General features: G+C 63.0%; 12 protein-coding genes and 1 riboswitch. Of the genes, 3 read left to right on the top strand and 9 right to left on the bottom strand.

The window, feature by feature from the left end; translation table 11 throughout:
- The first annotated feature begins 105 nt into the window (after window positions 1–105).
- On the top strand, window positions 106–921 hold the full coding sequence (locus tag Q3Y64_RS12450; RefSeq protein ID WP_303562301.1) for a mechanosensitive ion channel family protein: 816 nt from the start codon (window positions 106–108) through the stop codon (window positions 919–921).
- A gap of 180 nt (window positions 922–1,101) precedes the next feature.
- On the opposite strand, the gene Q3Y64_RS12445 is transcribed toward Q3Y64_RS12450, so the two are convergent.
- Entirely contained in the window at window positions 1,102–1,596 is a 495-nt protein-coding gene (locus tag Q3Y64_RS12445) for a flavin reductase family protein (protein ID WP_303562299.1), read from the bottom strand.
- Between the two features lie 77 nt (window positions 1,597–1,673).
- Window positions 1,674–2,186 carry a hypothetical protein gene (locus tag Q3Y64_RS12440; protein ID WP_303562297.1) on the bottom strand — a complete coding sequence of 171 codons (513 nt, stop codon included), beginning with the start codon at window positions 2,184–2,186 and terminating at the stop codon, window positions 1,674–1,676.
- Between the two features lie 167 nt (window positions 2,187–2,353).
- Window positions 2,354–2,455: riboswitch (TPP riboswitch) on the top strand.
- 42 nt (window positions 2,456–2,497) lie between these two features.
- On the opposite strand from Q3Y64_RS12440, the gene thiC reads away from it, so the two are divergent.
- A complete protein-coding gene (gene thiC, locus Q3Y64_RS12435) occupies window positions 2,498–4,423 on the top strand; it encodes a phosphomethylpyrimidine synthase ThiC (RefSeq protein WP_303562295.1) in 1,926 nt (641 codons plus the stop codon).
- A gap of 189 nt (window positions 4,424–4,612) precedes the next feature.
- Here the strand turns inward: thiC and Q3Y64_RS12430 are convergent, their stop codons facing one another.
- From Q3Y64_RS12430 to Q3Y64_RS12420, 3 genes are all read right to left on the bottom strand, one after another.
- Complete coding sequence (locus tag Q3Y64_RS12430) at window positions 4,613–6,235, bottom strand: methyl-accepting chemotaxis protein (protein ID WP_303562293.1); 1,623 nt, start codon at window positions 6,233–6,235, stop codon at window positions 4,613–4,615.
- Window positions 6,236–6,316: 81 nt separating this feature from the next.
- Window positions 6,317–7,768: a hypothetical protein gene (locus Q3Y64_RS12425; RefSeq protein ID WP_303562290.1), complete on the bottom strand. Its 1,452-nt coding sequence runs from the start codon at window positions 7,766–7,768 to the stop codon at window positions 6,317–6,319.
- A 202-nt stretch (window positions 7,769–7,970) separates the two neighbouring features.
- Entirely contained in the window at window positions 7,971–9,065 is a 1,095-nt protein-coding gene (locus tag Q3Y64_RS12420) for a PleD family two-component system response regulator (protein ID WP_303562288.1), read from the bottom strand.
- Between the two features lie 187 nt (window positions 9,066–9,252).
- Between Q3Y64_RS12420 and Q3Y64_RS12415 the strand changes: the two genes are divergently transcribed.
- Window positions 9,253–9,444: a hypothetical protein gene (locus Q3Y64_RS12415; RefSeq protein ID WP_303562286.1), complete on the top strand. Its 192-nt coding sequence runs from the start codon at window positions 9,253–9,255 to the stop codon at window positions 9,442–9,444.
- A 6-nt stretch (window positions 9,445–9,450) separates the two neighbouring features.
- Here Q3Y64_RS12415 and Q3Y64_RS12410 read toward each other — a convergent pair whose 3' ends face one another.
- The 4 genes from Q3Y64_RS12410 to Q3Y64_RS12395 all read right to left on the bottom strand — a co-directional run bounded on the left by Q3Y64_RS12410 (window position 9,451) and on the right by Q3Y64_RS12395 (window position 16,042).
- Window positions 9,451–10,167 carry a single-stranded DNA-binding protein gene (locus tag Q3Y64_RS12410; RefSeq protein WP_303562284.1) on the bottom strand — a complete coding sequence of 239 codons (717 nt, stop codon included), beginning with the start codon at window positions 10,165–10,167 and terminating at the stop codon, window positions 9,451–9,453.
- Entirely contained in the window at window positions 10,167–11,696 is a 1,530-nt protein-coding gene (locus Q3Y64_RS12405) for an MFS transporter (RefSeq protein ID WP_303562282.1), read from the bottom strand. The genes Q3Y64_RS12410 and Q3Y64_RS12405 overlap by 1 nt, the downstream gene beginning before the upstream one ends.
- Window positions 11,697–11,759: 63 nt before the next feature.
- Window positions 11,760–12,506 (bottom strand): anaerobic ribonucleoside-triphosphate reductase activating protein, encoded by a 747-nt coding sequence (locus Q3Y64_RS12400; protein ID WP_303562280.1) that lies wholly within the window; start codon window positions 12,504–12,506, stop codon window positions 11,760–11,762.
- Between the two features lie 80 nt (window positions 12,507–12,586).
- Window positions 12,587–16,042 (bottom strand): pectinesterase family protein, encoded by a 3,456-nt coding sequence (locus tag Q3Y64_RS12395; protein ID WP_303562278.1) that lies wholly within the window; start codon window positions 16,040–16,042, stop codon window positions 12,587–12,589.
- Window positions 16,043–16,098: the final 56 nt, after the last annotated feature.

Below are 16,098 nucleotides of genomic sequence, written 5' to 3'. Positions count from 1 at the left end.
GCTGTGCAGGGTTTTGGGGGCACAAATGGAAACGACAGCCCGCAGGGGGGGCGGGTATCGTTTCGGCAAGCAAGCCTGTTGCTGCCCTCACGGAGAATGAAGAACATGGACGAAACCCTGTTAACCCAACTGCCGGCCATCATCCTGCAGAACCTGGTCCCCTTTGCCTGGAAGATCGTCGGCGCCGTCGTGCTGTGGGTCATCGGTGGCTGGATCATCAAGAGCGTCAAGCTGTTGTCCCGGCGCGGCATGGATGCGCGCGGTTTTGATGCCACGCTGATCGAGTATCTGGAGTCCGCCATCGGTATGAGCATGCGCGTGCTGTTGGTGATCGCCATCCTGAGCCTGTTCGGTGTGGAAACGGCCTCCTTTGCCGCCATTATCGCGGCCGCCGGCGTGGCTATCGGGATGGCTTGGTCGGGCCTGCTCGCCAACTTCGCGGCGGGAGTCTTCCTGATTCTGCTGCGCCCGCTGCGCGTGGGCGACTTCATTGCCGCCGCCGGCATCACCGGTACGGTGCATGAAATCGGCATGTTTGCCACGACGATTGATCAACCGGACAACGTACGGACCGTGGTGGGCAACAACAAGCTGTTTGCCGACAACATCGTGAATTTCAGCAGCAATGACTTTCGCCGCGTTGATCTCACCGCTCAGTTGGCCCACGGCGTTGATCCACTTAATGCCATCAGCCTGCTCAAGGCTCGGGTGGCGCAGATCCCGAATGTGATGGACAAGCCGGCGCCGGATGTCGAGATCCTCGAGTTCAATCCAGCCGGGGTGAAGCTGGTGGTGCGCCCTTACTGCCATACCGACGATTACTGGCAGGTGTATTTCGATACCAACAAGGCGATTCTGGAAGTTGCTACGCAGGCCAGCTGGCCCGCTGCCGTGCCGCATCAGGTACTGATCCAGAAATGAGTGCTTGATCGGGGTTTGCCCTCAAGCCGGGCCGATCCCGGCCGTAAAAGCATGAGAGCGGCTGTGCGGGGCCGGCCAGGCGGCGATGCCAGGAGCCCCGTGCGAAAAGCCGCTCACTTCATACGACAAGAGCCAGCTTCCATCAGGGGGCTGGCTCTTTGTTTTGCCGCTGGCTGACTTCTACAACGCAGCAAGTTTGCGATAGCGGCCGTTGAAGAACACCAGGGGCTCCCGCTCAGAACGATCGCAACGCGCCACCTCGCCAATGAAGATCACATGGTCTCCACCCGGGTAGCGCAGGCTGTTGCGTACTTCGAACACGGCTGCGCAGCCGGCCAGTACTGGTGCTCCGCCCAGCCCCGGCTCCCAGTCCACGCCAGCGAAACGGTCTGCCGCCTTGCTGGCGAAGAGATTCGATAAAGCTTCCTGATCGTCGGCGAGCACATTTACCGCGTAATACTCACAGTGCTCCAGCACCTCGCGCACGCCGCTGTTGTTGCCCAGGCTCCACACGATCATGGGCGGGGTCAGCGACACCGAATTGAAGGAGTTTGCGGTCAGCCCTACCAGGCTGCCATCTTTGGCCTGTGCGGTGATGACCGTGATCCCTGTAGCGAACATGCCCAGGGTGCGGCGGAAGGTGCTTGAGTCGAAAGCAAGGGCGGGAGAAGTCATCAGGTCAGGCCGGGTACAGCGGAGATGGGCGCGAATTATCCGTTACTTGGGGGCGGAAGCAAACCGAGGCGTGACTCTCAAGGAATCACGAAGAAGCGATACAGGCGCGGTAGCCCCTCGCGTAGCTGGATCCTGCCGCCAGGTGTATCGCGTACCAGCGCAGCTTCGCGAACGTAGACCTGAACCTTGGCCGAGGGCTGAGCGAGCAGGGTGTTGGCATCGCACAGGATTCCGGTAGGGCTTTGCTGGCGGGCGCTGCAGTATTGCAGCCAGTCTGGGCCCTGAATCGGCGCGGCAGCTTTGCGGGTGACGGCTTTGGCGCTGGTGGCGGGCGCTACCGCACTCGGTGCGGCCTCAGGCGTTGACGGTTTGCTGCTGACCTTGCTGCTTTTGGGGGCAGGCTTGGCTTTGGTGACTGGCTTGGTGGGTGCAGGTGCAGGTGGAGGTGGCGGTGGGGGCGGCTCGACGATCACTTGCGGGGCGGGCGCAGGGGGAGGCGCCGGCGGCGGCTCGGGTTTGTCGGCCAGCAGGCTGCAAGCGGCCAAGGCAGACAAACTCAGCAGAGAGCAGGAAAGGCGAAACGGGGCCATGCCCGGTCCTCACGGATATACAGGTCCAGCCAGTGCTAACGGCAGCCAGGGTGAAAGCCTTGAAGCGGCAGGATGAACGGCGGTGCCGGCCGGGGCTGTTGCCAGAGGGCTTGAATGCCCCGGTGCGCTGCTGGGTTGCCCTGCGCGCGCCTTTTCAGTAAGGTGGCCGGATTCGCCGGGGGTCCGTCCAATGCTTTGCGGACGGTGAGAAACACCCTTGGAACCTGATCCGGGTCATGCCGGCGTAGGGAAGGCGAGTGCAGCGCCCCGCTGCGCCCGCTTCCTCGCCTTGCCCATTGAGAGGAAGCACCATGAACGCCAAAGAACAATTCGTCGCCGCATCGGCTCAGGTTGACGAAGCCGCGATTGCCCCGCTGCCGAATTCCCGCAAGGTCTACTTCACTGGATCGCGTGAAGACATCCGCGTGCCCATGCGCGAGATTACCCAGAGCGACACCTCCATGAGCCATAGCGGCAGTGGTGCCAGCGAGAAGAATCCGCCGATCTATGTGTACGACTGCTCCGGCCCCTACACCGACCCGGCCGCCAAGATCGACGTGCGTTCGGGCCTCGCCGCGCTGCGCGCCAAATGGATCGAAGAGCGCAACGACACCGAGCAGCTCGACGGAATGACGAGCGAATACGGCCGCGCCCGCGAAGCCGACCCCAAGCTCGACGAGCTGCGCTTCAACCTGCAGCGCAAGCCCCGCCGCGCCAAACCCGGCCATAACGTGAGCCAGATGCACTACGCGCGCAAAGGCATCATCACGCCGGAGATGGAATACATCGCCATCCGCGAGAACCTGAACCGCGCTGCTTACATCGAGTCGCTGAAAGCCAGCGGCCCGACCGGCGAGAAGATGGCCGCCTTCATGGGCCGCCGTCACCCCGGCCAGAGCTTTGGTGCCGCGATTCCGGAGGTGATCACGCCCGAGTTCGTGCGCGACGAAGTCGCCCGTGGCCGCGCCATCATCCCGAACAACATCAATCACCCCGAGAGCGAGCCGATGATCATCGGCCGCAACTTCCTCACCAAGATCAACGCCAACATCGGCAACAGCGCCGTGTCCTCGTCGATTCAGGAAGAAGTCGACAAGCTGACTTGGTCGATCCGCTGGGGCGGCGACACGGTGATGGATCTTTCCACCGGCAAGAACATTCACGAAACCCGCGAATGGATCCTGCGCAACTCGCCCGTACCGATCGGCACCGTGCCGATTTATCAGGCGCTGGAAAAGGTGAACGGCAAGGCCGAAGACCTCACCTGGGAAATCTTCCGCGACACGCTGATCGAGCAAGCCGAGCAAGGCGTGGACTACTTCACCATCCATGCCGGTGTGTTACTCAAATACGTGCCGATGACGGCGAATCGCATGACCGGCATCGTCTCGCGCGGCGGCTCGATCATGGCCAAGTGGTGCCTCGCGCACCACAAAGAAAACTTCACCTACACGCATTTCGAAGAGATCTGCGAAATCATGAAGGCCTACGACGTCGCCTTCTCGCTGGGTGATGGCCTGCGCCCCGGCTCGATCTGGGATGCCAACGACGAAGCCCAGTTGGGTGAATTGAAGACCCTCGGCGAGCTGACGCAAATCGCGTGGAAGCACGATGTGCAGGTGATGATCGAAGGCCCCGGCCACGTGCCGCAGCAGCTCATCAAGGAGAACATGGATCTGCAACTGGAATGGTGCGACGAAGCGCCGTTCTACACGCTGGGCCCGCTGACCACCGACATCGCCCCCGGCTACGACCACATCACCAGCGCCATCGGCGCCGCGCAGATCGGCTGGTACGGCTGTGCGATGCTCTGTTACGTGACGCCCAAGGAGCACCTGGGCCTGCCGGACAAGGATGATGTGAAGGCCGGCATCATTGCTTACAAGATCGCCGCCCACGCGGCCGATCTCGCCAAGGGCCACCCGGCCAGCCAGATCCGCGACAACGCGATGAGCAAGGCGCGCTTTGAGTTCCGCTGGGAAGACCAGTTCAATCTCGGCCTCGACCCGGATACCGCACGCAGCTACCACGACGAAACCCTGCCCGCCGAAGGCGCCAAGGTGGCGCACTTCTGCTCCATGTGCGGCCCGCACTTCTGTTCGATGAAGATTACCCAGGACGTGCGTGACTTCGCCGCCGCTCAGGGCATCAGCGAAATCGACGCCTTGAAGAAGGGCATGGAAACCAAGTCGGTGGAGTTCGTGAAGAAGGGCGCCGAGGTCTATCACAAGCTGTAATTCCGGCGCCAGCGGGGCCGAGTCTTTGTCGACTGCGTCTTGCCGTGCTTAAGCACTGTCTGCGACTTGTCTTCGCGTCTCGGCCCCGCTGGTGCCGGAATGTCGCTCTTCGATGTGAGCCTGATTGGCTGAAATGAAATGGGCCGCCTGAATCACTCGGGCGGCCCATTTTTTTGAAGCGCGTTCTCGTCAGAGCTTGTAGGTTTGCACGATCTGCTGCATCGAGGCGGACAGTGCATCGAGCTCGTGGGCTGCATTGGCGCTGAGGGCGGCGCCTTCGTTGCCGACTTCAGCCATCTGGGCGATGCGCTCGACCTGCTGCGCGATGCTGTGGCTGGCCGCACTTTGCTCACGGATGGCGTCGGTGATCTCGCGCACCATCTCCACTGCCTGGCCGCTGGTTTCACTGATGCGAGCGATGGCCTGGCTGGCGCCTTCAGCGCGGGTCACGCCAACGCTGACGCGATCCACTGCAATCGCCATGCTGTTGACCGCGTCCTTGGCGCCGTTGCGCACGCCATCGATCATGGTGGTGATTTCGCGGGTGGAGTTGGCGGTGCGTTCGGCGAGCTTGCGCACTTCGTCAGCCACAACCGCGAAACCGCGGCCTTGTTCGCCAGCACGAGCGGCTTCAATGGCTGCGTTCAGGGCGAGCAGATTGGTCTGATCGGCCACTTCGCGGATCACCGCCACGACCGAAGAGATCTTGTCGCTCTCGGCTTCGACGATACGGATGCGCGAGCTGGTTTCATTCACGGTGCTGGCGATCTCGTGGATGTCCTGCACGGTCTGGCCGATGATCTGGCCCCCTTCCTGAGCATGTCGGCCGGATTCCTGCGAGAGCTGGTTGGCTTCGGAGGCACGGTCGCCGATGTGACCGATGCTGACCGTCAGCTCTTCGATGGCGGCAGCCATGGCCGAGGCGGATTCGCTCTGCTGGCCGGAGGACATGGATACCTGCTGGGCGGTGCCCGCCATGTGGCGTGATTTGCTGGCCACATCCTCAGCGTTCTGGCCGATGTGCTGGAGGTTGTTCTGCATGGAGCCGATCAGACGATTCAGACTGGCACCCATCTGGCTCAGCTCATCCTGACCGCTTTCCGGTACGCGGATGCGGAAATCGCGCTCGCGTTCGATACGGGTGATGGCGCCTTGCACGCCCTCCAGTGTGCTGCGAATGCTACGCACCAGCAGCAGGCCAAAGGTGGCAATCAGGCCCACGCCGATGATGATGACGGCCCACGAGATGTTACGGTGGCGGCTCGCCGCAGCTTCGGCAGTGGTGCGATCCGCTTCGATGTCTTTCTTCAACTGCTCATAGTGAGCGTTGAGGCTGCGAGCGGCATCGGCCGAGGTTTTCACGACGGCATTGATCAGTTTTACTGAGTCGGGGTCGCTCGGGATGTTCTTGCGGTTCTGTGCAACGGCCGGAGCCAGAGAGGTTTCGAAGACCTTGAGGCTCTCTTTGTCGGCCTCCAGCATCTCCCGATCTTTCGGGTCGGAGACGAGCTTCTCGTATTTTTCCACCTCTTCCCACAGCACGGCCATGCTCTTGGTCATGGCCTTTTCGATCTTGTCCATCTCTTCGGTGGTTTCGGCCCGGGCATGGTTGTACACGTGAACGCGCACGCGCAGCGACTGGCCGATGATCCGGTGCAGGGCGTCCACTTGTGGCACGGTGACCGACTGGACCTTGCGCAAGGAGTCCGTCAGCGAACCCGTGGCCAGCATGCCGACCAGCCCGACTGTCAGCGCGGTGATGGCTGAGAAGATGACGATCAGGAGTAGGCGGAAGGCGATGGTTGTTTTCATGGTGTTCTTTCGGAAGGGGCGGATGCTCGTCTGAGGGTTTACGACGGGCATCCTGCTTTCTTGAACACCACGGTTATTTGCTCAGTTGCAGGCCGCCACGCGTGTGACCGATACCGCCCCGCTACTGGTCGCGTTGGCGAAGGCCAGATCGCCATTGCCCAGGCTGACGAATTCGTCGAAATTCGAGACCCCGGCGGCGCTTGTGACAGGCGTGCCGAGCAGCGTGCCGCTGGCGTCGGTAGCCTGCAGGATGAGCTTGCCGCCGCTCTTCCAGCCGAGCAGGAGTTGGCTGCCGAGCTTGCCCAGATAGGCGCGGAAAGGGTATTGGGCGTCGATGCCGGTGGCGCTGCTGATGATCTGGTCGCTGATCTGTGTGCCGTTGTTGTTAAAGCGGGCCAGATGCAGGCGCAGGCTGCCGGTGGTTTCCAGGTAGCTGAGCCAGTAGCCGTCGGTATCGGCCACTACGCCGCCGAGAGCACGGGTGTCGGCATTCGTGCCGCTGAGCCATTCATTGGTTTTTGTGCTGACGCCCGTAGTGCTGAGCTGTTGCAGGCGCAGGGCATTAGGATAGGCGTCGCCATGGCAGAAGGCGCTCCAGCCGCTGCTGTTGCCGGCCAGGCGCACGGACCAGCTATGGCTGCAGCCCCACTGCCAGCCGCCGCTGAGGCGATTGCCGTTGGCGTCGAGCATGCGCAGGGTATCGCCGGCGTGGATATCGATTTCGCCGGCTACATTGGGGCGGGCGTAGGAGCCGGCAGAGCGGAAGTAGGCGGCATAGCGGCTGCCGTCCCAGGCCAGGCGGCCGGTGTGGCCGTACCACCAGATGAAGAGTGCGCCTTCGCTATCGACATTGGCCTTGTCGGTGAGTGTGGTGCTAGAGAGCACGCTGCCTTTGCCATCGAAGCGCAGCAGGGACATTTTCTGGCAGGCCGCGTTGCTGGGCGTGGCAGCGCTCTTGCAGTACTTGCTGCTGTAAATGTCCGGGTCGTCCGCCACCATCAGCAGGGCGCCGCCACTGCTGTGGCCGACCATGCTGTGTACTTCGTCACCCGCGGTGGTGAGCAGGGGGCTGAACTGTTTGTCGTCGCTGGCGAGGGTGCCGACACGGATCTGGCTGGCATTTTTTTCTTTCCAGGCGATCAGGCTGCCATTGCTGCCATAGGGGGCGAGCACCACGGGCGTGTATTCATCGCTGGGGGCCGAGAGGGTCGGCAGGGTGGGTTGGGTGGTGCGGATGCGCTCGGACAGTGCTGTGCAGCTTGCCCCGCTGCTGGCCTGGCTGGTGCTGCTGCTTGAAAGACTGCTGGTGCTGGCGGCCTTGCTGGTCGAGCTGCTTTGGGTCGCGCTGCTGGCGGTGCTGCTGCGTACGGAGCTGGCGGTCGAGGCGCTGCTGACGGATGTAACGCTGGTGCTGCTGCCTGAGTTGCCGGCGCCGGAACCTCCACCGCCGCCGCAGGCGGCGAGCAGAAGGGCTACAAGCAGTGTGGCACCGTTGCGCACATCAAGGGCGCGGAGGTAAGCAGAGGCAGGCATGGTCTTGTTCCGGTAAAAGGCTGCCGTATCGCAGCGATCAGGCCGGAATTGTGACGAATGAGCTGAGTGCTCTGTGCGGATGCGCCGTTGGTCGCGGCTGAATGCCGGGGTCGCTGGCCGGGCGGGCGGCCATGCAGGATGAATGGTCCGGCCGCTGCGCCTGAAGGGGGCTGAATCGAGGTTATGCGGGGACTCAGTCGCCCTAGGGGCGCAATACGGGAGCGCTACTCTGGTCGCTGCACTGATTCAGCAATACGAGGATGCGTTCGAGCGGATCGCGCACGGCATGCATGATGCGTTCCTCCTGATGGTGATCGGTGGACATCAGGTCGAAGGCTGATTCGAGGCGGTCGAGGATTTCCTGCAGGAGCAGACGGATGTCTGCCGCCATTTTGCCTGGCAGGGCTTCCATGGGGGGCTCCAGCGGCTCTGCAGTAGATGCGGCTGGCCGCTCACTGCGCTGGGCGAGATGGTCGGCCAGGGCTGCAGCCATCTCCACAAGAGCAGACATGTTCTCGCGAATGCGGGTGGCTTCTTCCGATGCTTCATCCGGCATGTTGCTTACGACAACGCTGAGCCGTTCATGACTGAGGGCGAGGCGGTTCTTGAACTGGACCAGTTGCCCCATGCCGGCTACCCGCGCGAGCACCGCACGCTCAAGGGCCGAGGCTTCACCTTCAAGACTCCAGGCCGATTCGCCTCCTTCGTGGCGAATGGCGATGCAGCACTGCACACCGAGATGCCGGCAGGCTTGCAGGAAGTTCTGGGCAAGCTGGGCAGGGTTTTCACAGTTCAGACTGGTGCGGACAAATTGCAGCAGCAGGCGGCGCTCACTCATGCTGGACTGGTATTGCTCGGCCTTGGTCTGCAGGGCGTCTTTTTCGGCACGCAGGACAGCGCGTTCGCGCCACTGCGTGATGGCAAGCCGGACCTTGCGAAGCAGGATCTCCGCCGATACAGGCTTCACGCAGAGATCGCTTGCGCCCGCATCAAAGGCTTTGAGATGCTCGTCGAGTGATTCATGCGAGGTGGCAAAGATGATCGGGATGTCGTAGTGCCGGCGCAGTGCCCGGCAGGTATCGAAGCCGTTGAGCCCGGGCATCTCAACATCCAGCAGTACAAGATCAGGCAGGCGTTCGGTGCACAGTTGCAGCGCCTCCTGGCCTGAAGCGGCATTCTTGACCTCGAACTGACGGGAGAGCATCAGGGAATGCATGGCACGCGTCGTCGCTACATCGTCGACGACCAGCACATAAGGGGTCTGACTGCTGGCCCGGTGCTCCTCATAGGCGTCCATCGCTGCGCTCCGAATAACCGTGGTCAGAAGCTGTTTACGGCAGGCCAAGGAGGTCCTGTAGCGCTTCGCTGGCGGGCAAAGAGGTATGGGACCCTCCGGGGTTTGTTTCCCCTGATGGCAGGGCGCGCCGTTTACGGTCTATCACACAGCATGGCCGGCGCGTTTGTGCGGGCGATGGAGGTGAATCATGGCCAAGACCGAGAAGGCAGTTCCCGTACCGCAGGTGATCGGCGATTTCGGGCAGGACGATGCGTTTGCCACCGAGAGCAATCCGGAAGGTTTGCGCTACGGTGAGGCACCCCATGCACCGGGCTGTTTGCCCCATCCTCCGAAGACGGCGGTGTTGCCACCGGAGCATGGCGAAATCTCTATCGGCTGAGCCGGCTCAGGCCCATACCCCAAGCGCCGTGAGCTGCTTTGTTGCGGCTTCAGACCAGCCGCGATTGGCGGCCGGGCTGGCCGGGCTGGGGTGCAGCACGCGGCCGAACTGCACGGTCATGCCAGCACAGGCTTCACGCGCGCGCAGCTCGCTCCAGGCGCCGATGCCGATCACCCACTCGGCGTCAGTTGCCTCGACCAGCGCGCGCAGGTGCGCATCGCAGGCGGTGAGCAAAGGGGCTTGCTCGGCGGCCGGGAGCTTGTCCGGCGTGACGTTGCGCTTGCCCTCGAAGAAGGCCAGCGGGCAGTAGTTGGCGACGAAGTGATCCTTGAAGAAAGCTTCGGCCGTGCCGAAGCGCTCGGCGAAGAGACCCCACAGGCGGCGGCCTGAGACTTCTGAGCGCGCACACTCCCAGCCTTCGATGGGTCGGGCCGGTGTCTCTTCAGCAGGTTTTTCGACTGGAGCGGAAATGCCCATCCAGTCACGTGCAGCGGCGATCTCGCCGAAGGGGACGCCAATTTGCACCATGCCGAAGGGGCCGGGATTCATGCCGACGAAGATGATCTTCTTCTTGCCCGCGCCAAACTTGCGCAGGTATTCCTCATGCGGCGCCCAGGCATAGTCCAGCGGGTTGTAGGTGTGGGTGATCGGCGCGGCGAAGCGCATCGGCGCCACCATGGCGGAGAGGGTGCGGGCGGCGGTGATGAGGGCAGTAGCAGGCATCAATCGGTTTCCGGAGTGGGTCTGGCGGGCTGGATCAGGGCGAGGATGCTGTGGCGCATCAGCCGCACCATGATCACGCCCGGCATGGCGAGCAGGATGGATAGGATGAAGAACACCGGCCAGCCGAGACTCTCGGAGAGCACCCCGGCGAGCGGGCTGACATAGATCCGGCCCACTGCCGAGAAGGCAGAGAGCAGTGCGTAGTGGGTGGCGGAGAAGCGGCTGTTGCACAGCGCCATCAGGAGGCCCACGAAGGCTACGGTGCCCATGCCGCCGGAGATGTTCTCACCGGCGATCACGGTAAGCAGCAGCCAGTCTAGCGCGGCCGCTTCCTTCAGCGCCACGAAGCCCCAGTCGAAGGGCTGCACCATCACTGCACCCCAGGCGCCCTTGCCCAGGCTGGCGAGTGCATAGAAACCAAAGTTGGACACCAGCTGCAGCACGCCGAACACCAGCAGGGCGCGATAGAGTTTCAGGCGCAGCATCAGCAGGCCGCCGAGGAAGGCGCCGAAGATGGTCAGCCAGATGCCGATGATCTTGTTGGCGATGCCGACTTCGGCCTGCGCGAAACCCATGCCCTTGATCAGGAAGGGCGTGGTGAGGCTGCCGGCGAAGGCGTCGCCCAGCTTGTAGAGGACGATCAGGAGCAGGAAGGCGGCCGCGCCGGGCAAGCTGAAATAGCTGGTGAGCGATTGGTTGAAGGTCTCGAATTTCGCCTTGCGTGCAGCCCAGGCGGCCAGCGGCAGGGCCACCGCGATTTCCGTCAGCACGAAGAGCAGTTCAATCCATTTGTTCTTGCTGGCCGGGTCGAAGCCGATCAGCGTCAGCCCGCTGCGGGCGATCCAGTAGCCGGCGAACACCGCGAGCAGCATGGCGAGGAAGCCGCGCAGATCCTGCCCCGCTTCGCTGGTGGGCGGCTTGAGTGCAGCGTCGATGCGCGGCGCGAGCAGGGCGCAGGCGATGGCGATTCCGAGCATGATGGCCGCCATAGTGCGATAGACCGTGGGCCAGTCCCACTGGTCCGCCCAGATCAGGGCGATGCCGCCGGAAAGGATCATCGCCAGACGGTAGCCAAACACATGGATGGACGCGCCCAGCCCATGCTCGCTGCGGTCCGTGAGCACATCGGTACGGTAGGCGTCGACCACCACATCTTGCGAGGCGGAAAGGAAGGCGACGACGACCGCAATCATCGCGAAGAAGCCCGGCGTGGCCTGCGGACTGAGCCCGGCCATGAAGAAGAGCAGGGCGGCCAGTGCGAGCTGCGAGAGCAGCAACCAGCCGCGTCGCCGCCCCAGCCAGGGCGGCTCGAAACGATCCATCAGCGGCGCCCAGAGAAACTTGAAGGTATAGGGCAAGCCGACCAGCCCGAGGAAGCCGATGGTGACGATATCCACCCCATCCACCGTGAGCCAGGCCTGCATTGCCTGCCCAGTGAGCGCCAGCGGCAGGCCGGAGGCAAAGCCCAGCAGCAGTATGGCGGCGAGGCGCTGGATGCGGGCGAGGTGGGCGAGGTGGGCGAGGGGCATGGGATGGTCGGGCGTAGAGGCTGGGGCGATTATGGACGAAGTCGGAAGTCGCTCCCACAAGAGCTAGGTCGCCAGCCCGCAGATCTCGCCGCGCAACTCGAAGTCGGCAAACAAGGTTCCGATCCGTTCGACCAGTTCGGCGCTGGGTACCGAGTGGGCCGCGATTGCCGGATGAGTGACGCCCTCTGGGCGGAAGACTTGCAGCACGAAGCGCTGGGCCCCCAGATGCTGCGCGAAGTGGGCGGCGAGCAGGGCAGCGTCTTCGCTCAGCAACTCGTGATGCCAGGTGAGGCGGAACTCATGCGTCACGCCGCTGGCCACGATCAGCTGCGCGCTGCGTGTGGCCCGTGCGGCGCTGCCCGGTGCACCGGTGAGGGTGTCGTAGCCGTCGTAATCACTCTTCAGATCGAAGCCGACCCAGTCCAGCAGCGGCAGCACCTTCTCCAGCCGTTCAGGGTAGGCGCCACTGGTATGCATCCCGACCGCAAAACCCATGCCCTTCACGGCGAGGATGGCATCAGGCAGGCAGCTGTCGGCCGTGGGCTCTCCGCCCGAGAACACCACGCCATCGATGGTGTGACGATGGGTTGCAAGTTCCGTGGCGATCTTCTCCCAGGAGAGCAGGCGCATGCTGCTGCGCGATTGCAGCTCGGGGTTGTGGCAATAGGCGCAGCGCCACGGGCAGCCATGCAGGAACAGCGTGGCGGTGCGGCGGCCTGGCCAGTCGTGCTCGGCGGCAGGGTTGAAGGCGCCGATGCGGATGCGGGCAGTCCACGGGCTGACGATGAAAGCGTGTGCGGCAGAAGTCATGGGAGGATTCTACGGGGTTTGCGCAGGACGAAAAAAAGCCCGCCGGGGAGGCGGGCTCGGGATGCGTCGTCAGAGCGTGATCAGGGCGTTGTGATCGACACGAAATCGAACACGCTGGTGGAGGTGACCGTCGTGCTGCCGGAGACGCCGGCCAGACCGACATAGACCGTGCTGTCCAGTGCGCTGTAGCCCGTTGCGGTGAAGTCCTGGGTCTTGCTGCCCAGCCAGGTGACGCCACCGTCTGAAGAATAAGACACCGTGATTGAGTTGCCGCTGCGTACCAGTTTCAGGAAAAGAGGCGCGCTGTTGCCGATGGCTGTTGTGTAGCTGGGGCTTAGAGTGCCCGTGCTGGTCACGTCGCCGTCGGTTTTGCGTTGCTCCCATTGCAGGCGGGGGATGCTGCGCATGAGCAAGCCGTAGTATCGGGAGTTGTCGGCCAGGCTATTTCTCACCATCAGGCCTGCGCGCCAGTTGCCGGTGCTCAGCCCCGTGGGCACCGCTTCCAGAGAGGTCAGGCGCGCGATCATGGTGAAGTCGCCCGCGATTTGCTGGTAGGAAAACTGCAGCGAGTCTGTCGTGCCCCCCATGATGCCGGCCGAAACCAGTGTGTACTTGCCATTCACGCTGTCGTAGCTGGTGCTGACGGTGACCGGTAGGCCGCTGGCGACATAGGCATTGGTAAGTGTGGTGGAGCCGGTAATCGGGGTGTTCGAGCCGCTGCCGGTGGCCACACTGGAGCTGACCGACGACGTGGCTGACGAGCTGGCGGTTGCCGAAGAACTGCTCGCCGAACTCGCTGCGGCGCTGCTGGCCGCGGCGCTGCTGGTCGCCGAGGAGCTGGCCTTCTGCACCTCATCCCAGTTGCGGTACTCATTGAGGTAGGTGTACTGGGTGGCCGAGCCGCCGATGACGGTCGGGCTCCACGGCCCGCTTGTCAAAGCCACATGCTTGCCCAGCACCGAGTTGCGCACCAGCACCTTGCCTGGTGCGTCGGTTGCGCTGTCGTCCCACTGGCGGGCCAGATAGATGCTGTTGTCCGTTGTTGCGCTGTCAGCCAGGAAGACGCTGTTGTTGAAGAGCAGGCCGACCGTTTGTGTCGAAGCCGTGGTGGAGGGGGAGGTGATCGATGTGCCGGAGGGCTTGCGCGTGCCGAGGGTGCGGATGGTGCTGCCTTCGAACACGCCGATGCCGGCGCCGAAGATGAAGTCCACGTCACCACTGATGTCGCTGGCGGTGACATAGACGCGCTTGCCACTGTTGGCGAGATACAGGGTGTCCTGGTTGCTGATCAGGCGTACGCCATCGAGCACCACCTTGTCGGCTTTGTCGACCATCACGGCAACCGCCTGATCACTGCTGCCGGTTTCCACCCAGGCGTTTTCAACGCTGAGGTTTACCAGCTGAAAACCGTTGTTACGCACGCGGATCGTGGCCGAGCACTCCTTGCCGACGCTGCCGGTTTTCTTTGAGCACGCGTTGTACAGCGTGGTGGCATCGGTATTGCCGGTGTAAGTGCTGTTGGTGACGAAGGTGTTGTAGCTGGCGCCGAGGCTGCCCTGCGACAGTGCGTTGTAGATGCGTACCTTGGTGGCATCGGCTTCGCTGCTGTAGAGGGTGATGGCGGCGGCGGTGTTGCTGACGATCAGTTGCTCGTTGTAGTCCCCCGCCTTGACCTGGATGTAGACCCGCGCGGCGGTGCTGGTGGAGGCGGCGTTCAGCGCGGACTGGATCGTGCTGTAGGGCGTGCTGCCATCCTTGGTGACGATGAAATCAGCAGTGAAGCCTGCCGGGTAGAGACGACCCGCATTCGGTTGACCGGCGTTCACGCTCTGCGGCGCCCAGGCGTCCGAGCCGGCAAGCGCCTTGGCTACGGTGGCGTTACTGGCGGCCGTATCGTCGAGCATCGGGCGTGTGCTGCTGGCGGCCGTTACCGGCAGTTTGCCGGCCCCGGCGTTGACCAGGTTGTGAGCCCGTACAACGTTCGCCGAACTGCCCGGGGTGTAGCTGTAGGCTGGCGTCCAGCCAAGTTGATTGGTGTAGGCGGCGAGGGTGAAGACGCTGTTGATCTTGTCAGCAGTCGGAGTGGACGAGCCATCCGCGGCCTTGCGGGCATCATTCCAGCGAGCGTCCAGGGCTGCCTTGGCGGCCGCTTCGAGTTCGGCCGAAGCCGCTACGCCGTTGAACCAGGAGCCGACATCCTTGAACTGGTAGCCGTTCAGGTTGGACATCACGCGCGCGACAGTGGCTTTGGATCCGCTCATGTCGAAGACGTTGGCTTCCGACAGAATGCGCGATTCCGCGCCCATGCCGACGTAGTAGCTGACCGGGTAGTCGGCAGAGTCGGTATTGCCGCTGTAGCTGTTGTTGTAAAGGTGGATCTGGCCAAAGCGGGCGCGTGGTGCGCGCTGGGTGGTGTCCTGCCAGATGTTGTTGCTGAAGGTGAGGCGATTGTAGGCACGCTCCTTGGCGCCGTTGCCGTCACCCGAACCGCCGACCATGTTGGTCTTGTCGTGATTCTTGAAGATCGAGTAGGACACAGTGACGTAATCCGAGCTGTCTTCGATGTCGAGCAGGCCGTCGTGACGCTGGACGTGTTTAGTCACGCCGTTGATGGTGCGCACTTCTTTGCTGTCGAAGTTGGCGCCGTCGCTGAAGGTGCAGTGGTCAATCCAGATTTGCTTGCCGGTGACCATGTTGATGGCCTTGAACTTGGCGTTCCACTCTTCCTTGCCTGCGGTCCAGGTGTAGGACGTGCCGAGATCCTGCGGAGCCTGGAACTCCAGATTGCGGATCACGATGTTGCTGGTGGCGTTAACGGTGAGGAAACCATCGATGATCTTGGCGTCGGCGCCAACACCCAGAATAGTGGTGTTGGATGGAACCGAGAATTCGATCTGGGCTTTCTGCGCGTTCTGCATGATGCTGCGCGCCGAGGCCGCTGCCGTCTGTTCTGTCGTTGCAGTGCCGCCGGTGGCTTGTGCGGTCACGTAGCCGATGTAGGCTTCAAAATCCCAGTTGTTGATGTTCTTGTAGGTCGTGGTGAGTGTCTTGTAATACGCCTCGTTGGCGAATTGGCCATTGCCCAGATCGGTGCCGTAGATGGAGCCAACCACGTAGATGATCTTGGCTTCGCTCTTGGCGGTGGTGGCATTGGTGGCATAGGTCGGGCTGTTCTGGTTGGCCAGAGCCGCCTTCAGCTCGGCGCGGTTGTGCACCACGTAGATGTTGCTGGCCGGAGCGCCGGCTCCGCCTGTGGTACCAGTGCCTTGGGAGGCCCAGCCGGTCACGCCAACCGGTACGCTGAGGGCGCTGGCGGCCGAGGTCTGGGCAGCTGCGCTGCTAGCGCTGTCCCCTTCGCTCTGGCTGCTGGCACTGTTGCTCGTAGCCTGGCTGCTGGCGGCACTGCCGCCGTTATTGCCACTGCTGCTAGTGGAATTTGTGCCGCTGGAACCGCCGCCGCCGCAGGCAGCGAGCAGGCCGAGCATGGCCGAGCCGAGACAAAGCACGCCTAGCGTGCGGCGAATTGCTGCAATCATCCTTGTCACCTCCGTTTGTTTTATGGCGCCCTATCAGTGATGAGCTGTGGGCGCCT

The organism is Uliginosibacterium sp. 31-12, from assembly GCF_030548425.1.
Classification (GTDB): Bacteria; Pseudomonadota; Gammaproteobacteria; order Burkholderiales; family Rhodocyclaceae; genus Uliginosibacterium; species Uliginosibacterium aquaticum.
The sequence above is the reverse complement of the archived record's forward strand: the minus strand, read 5'-3'. Positions and strand labels throughout refer to the sequence as shown.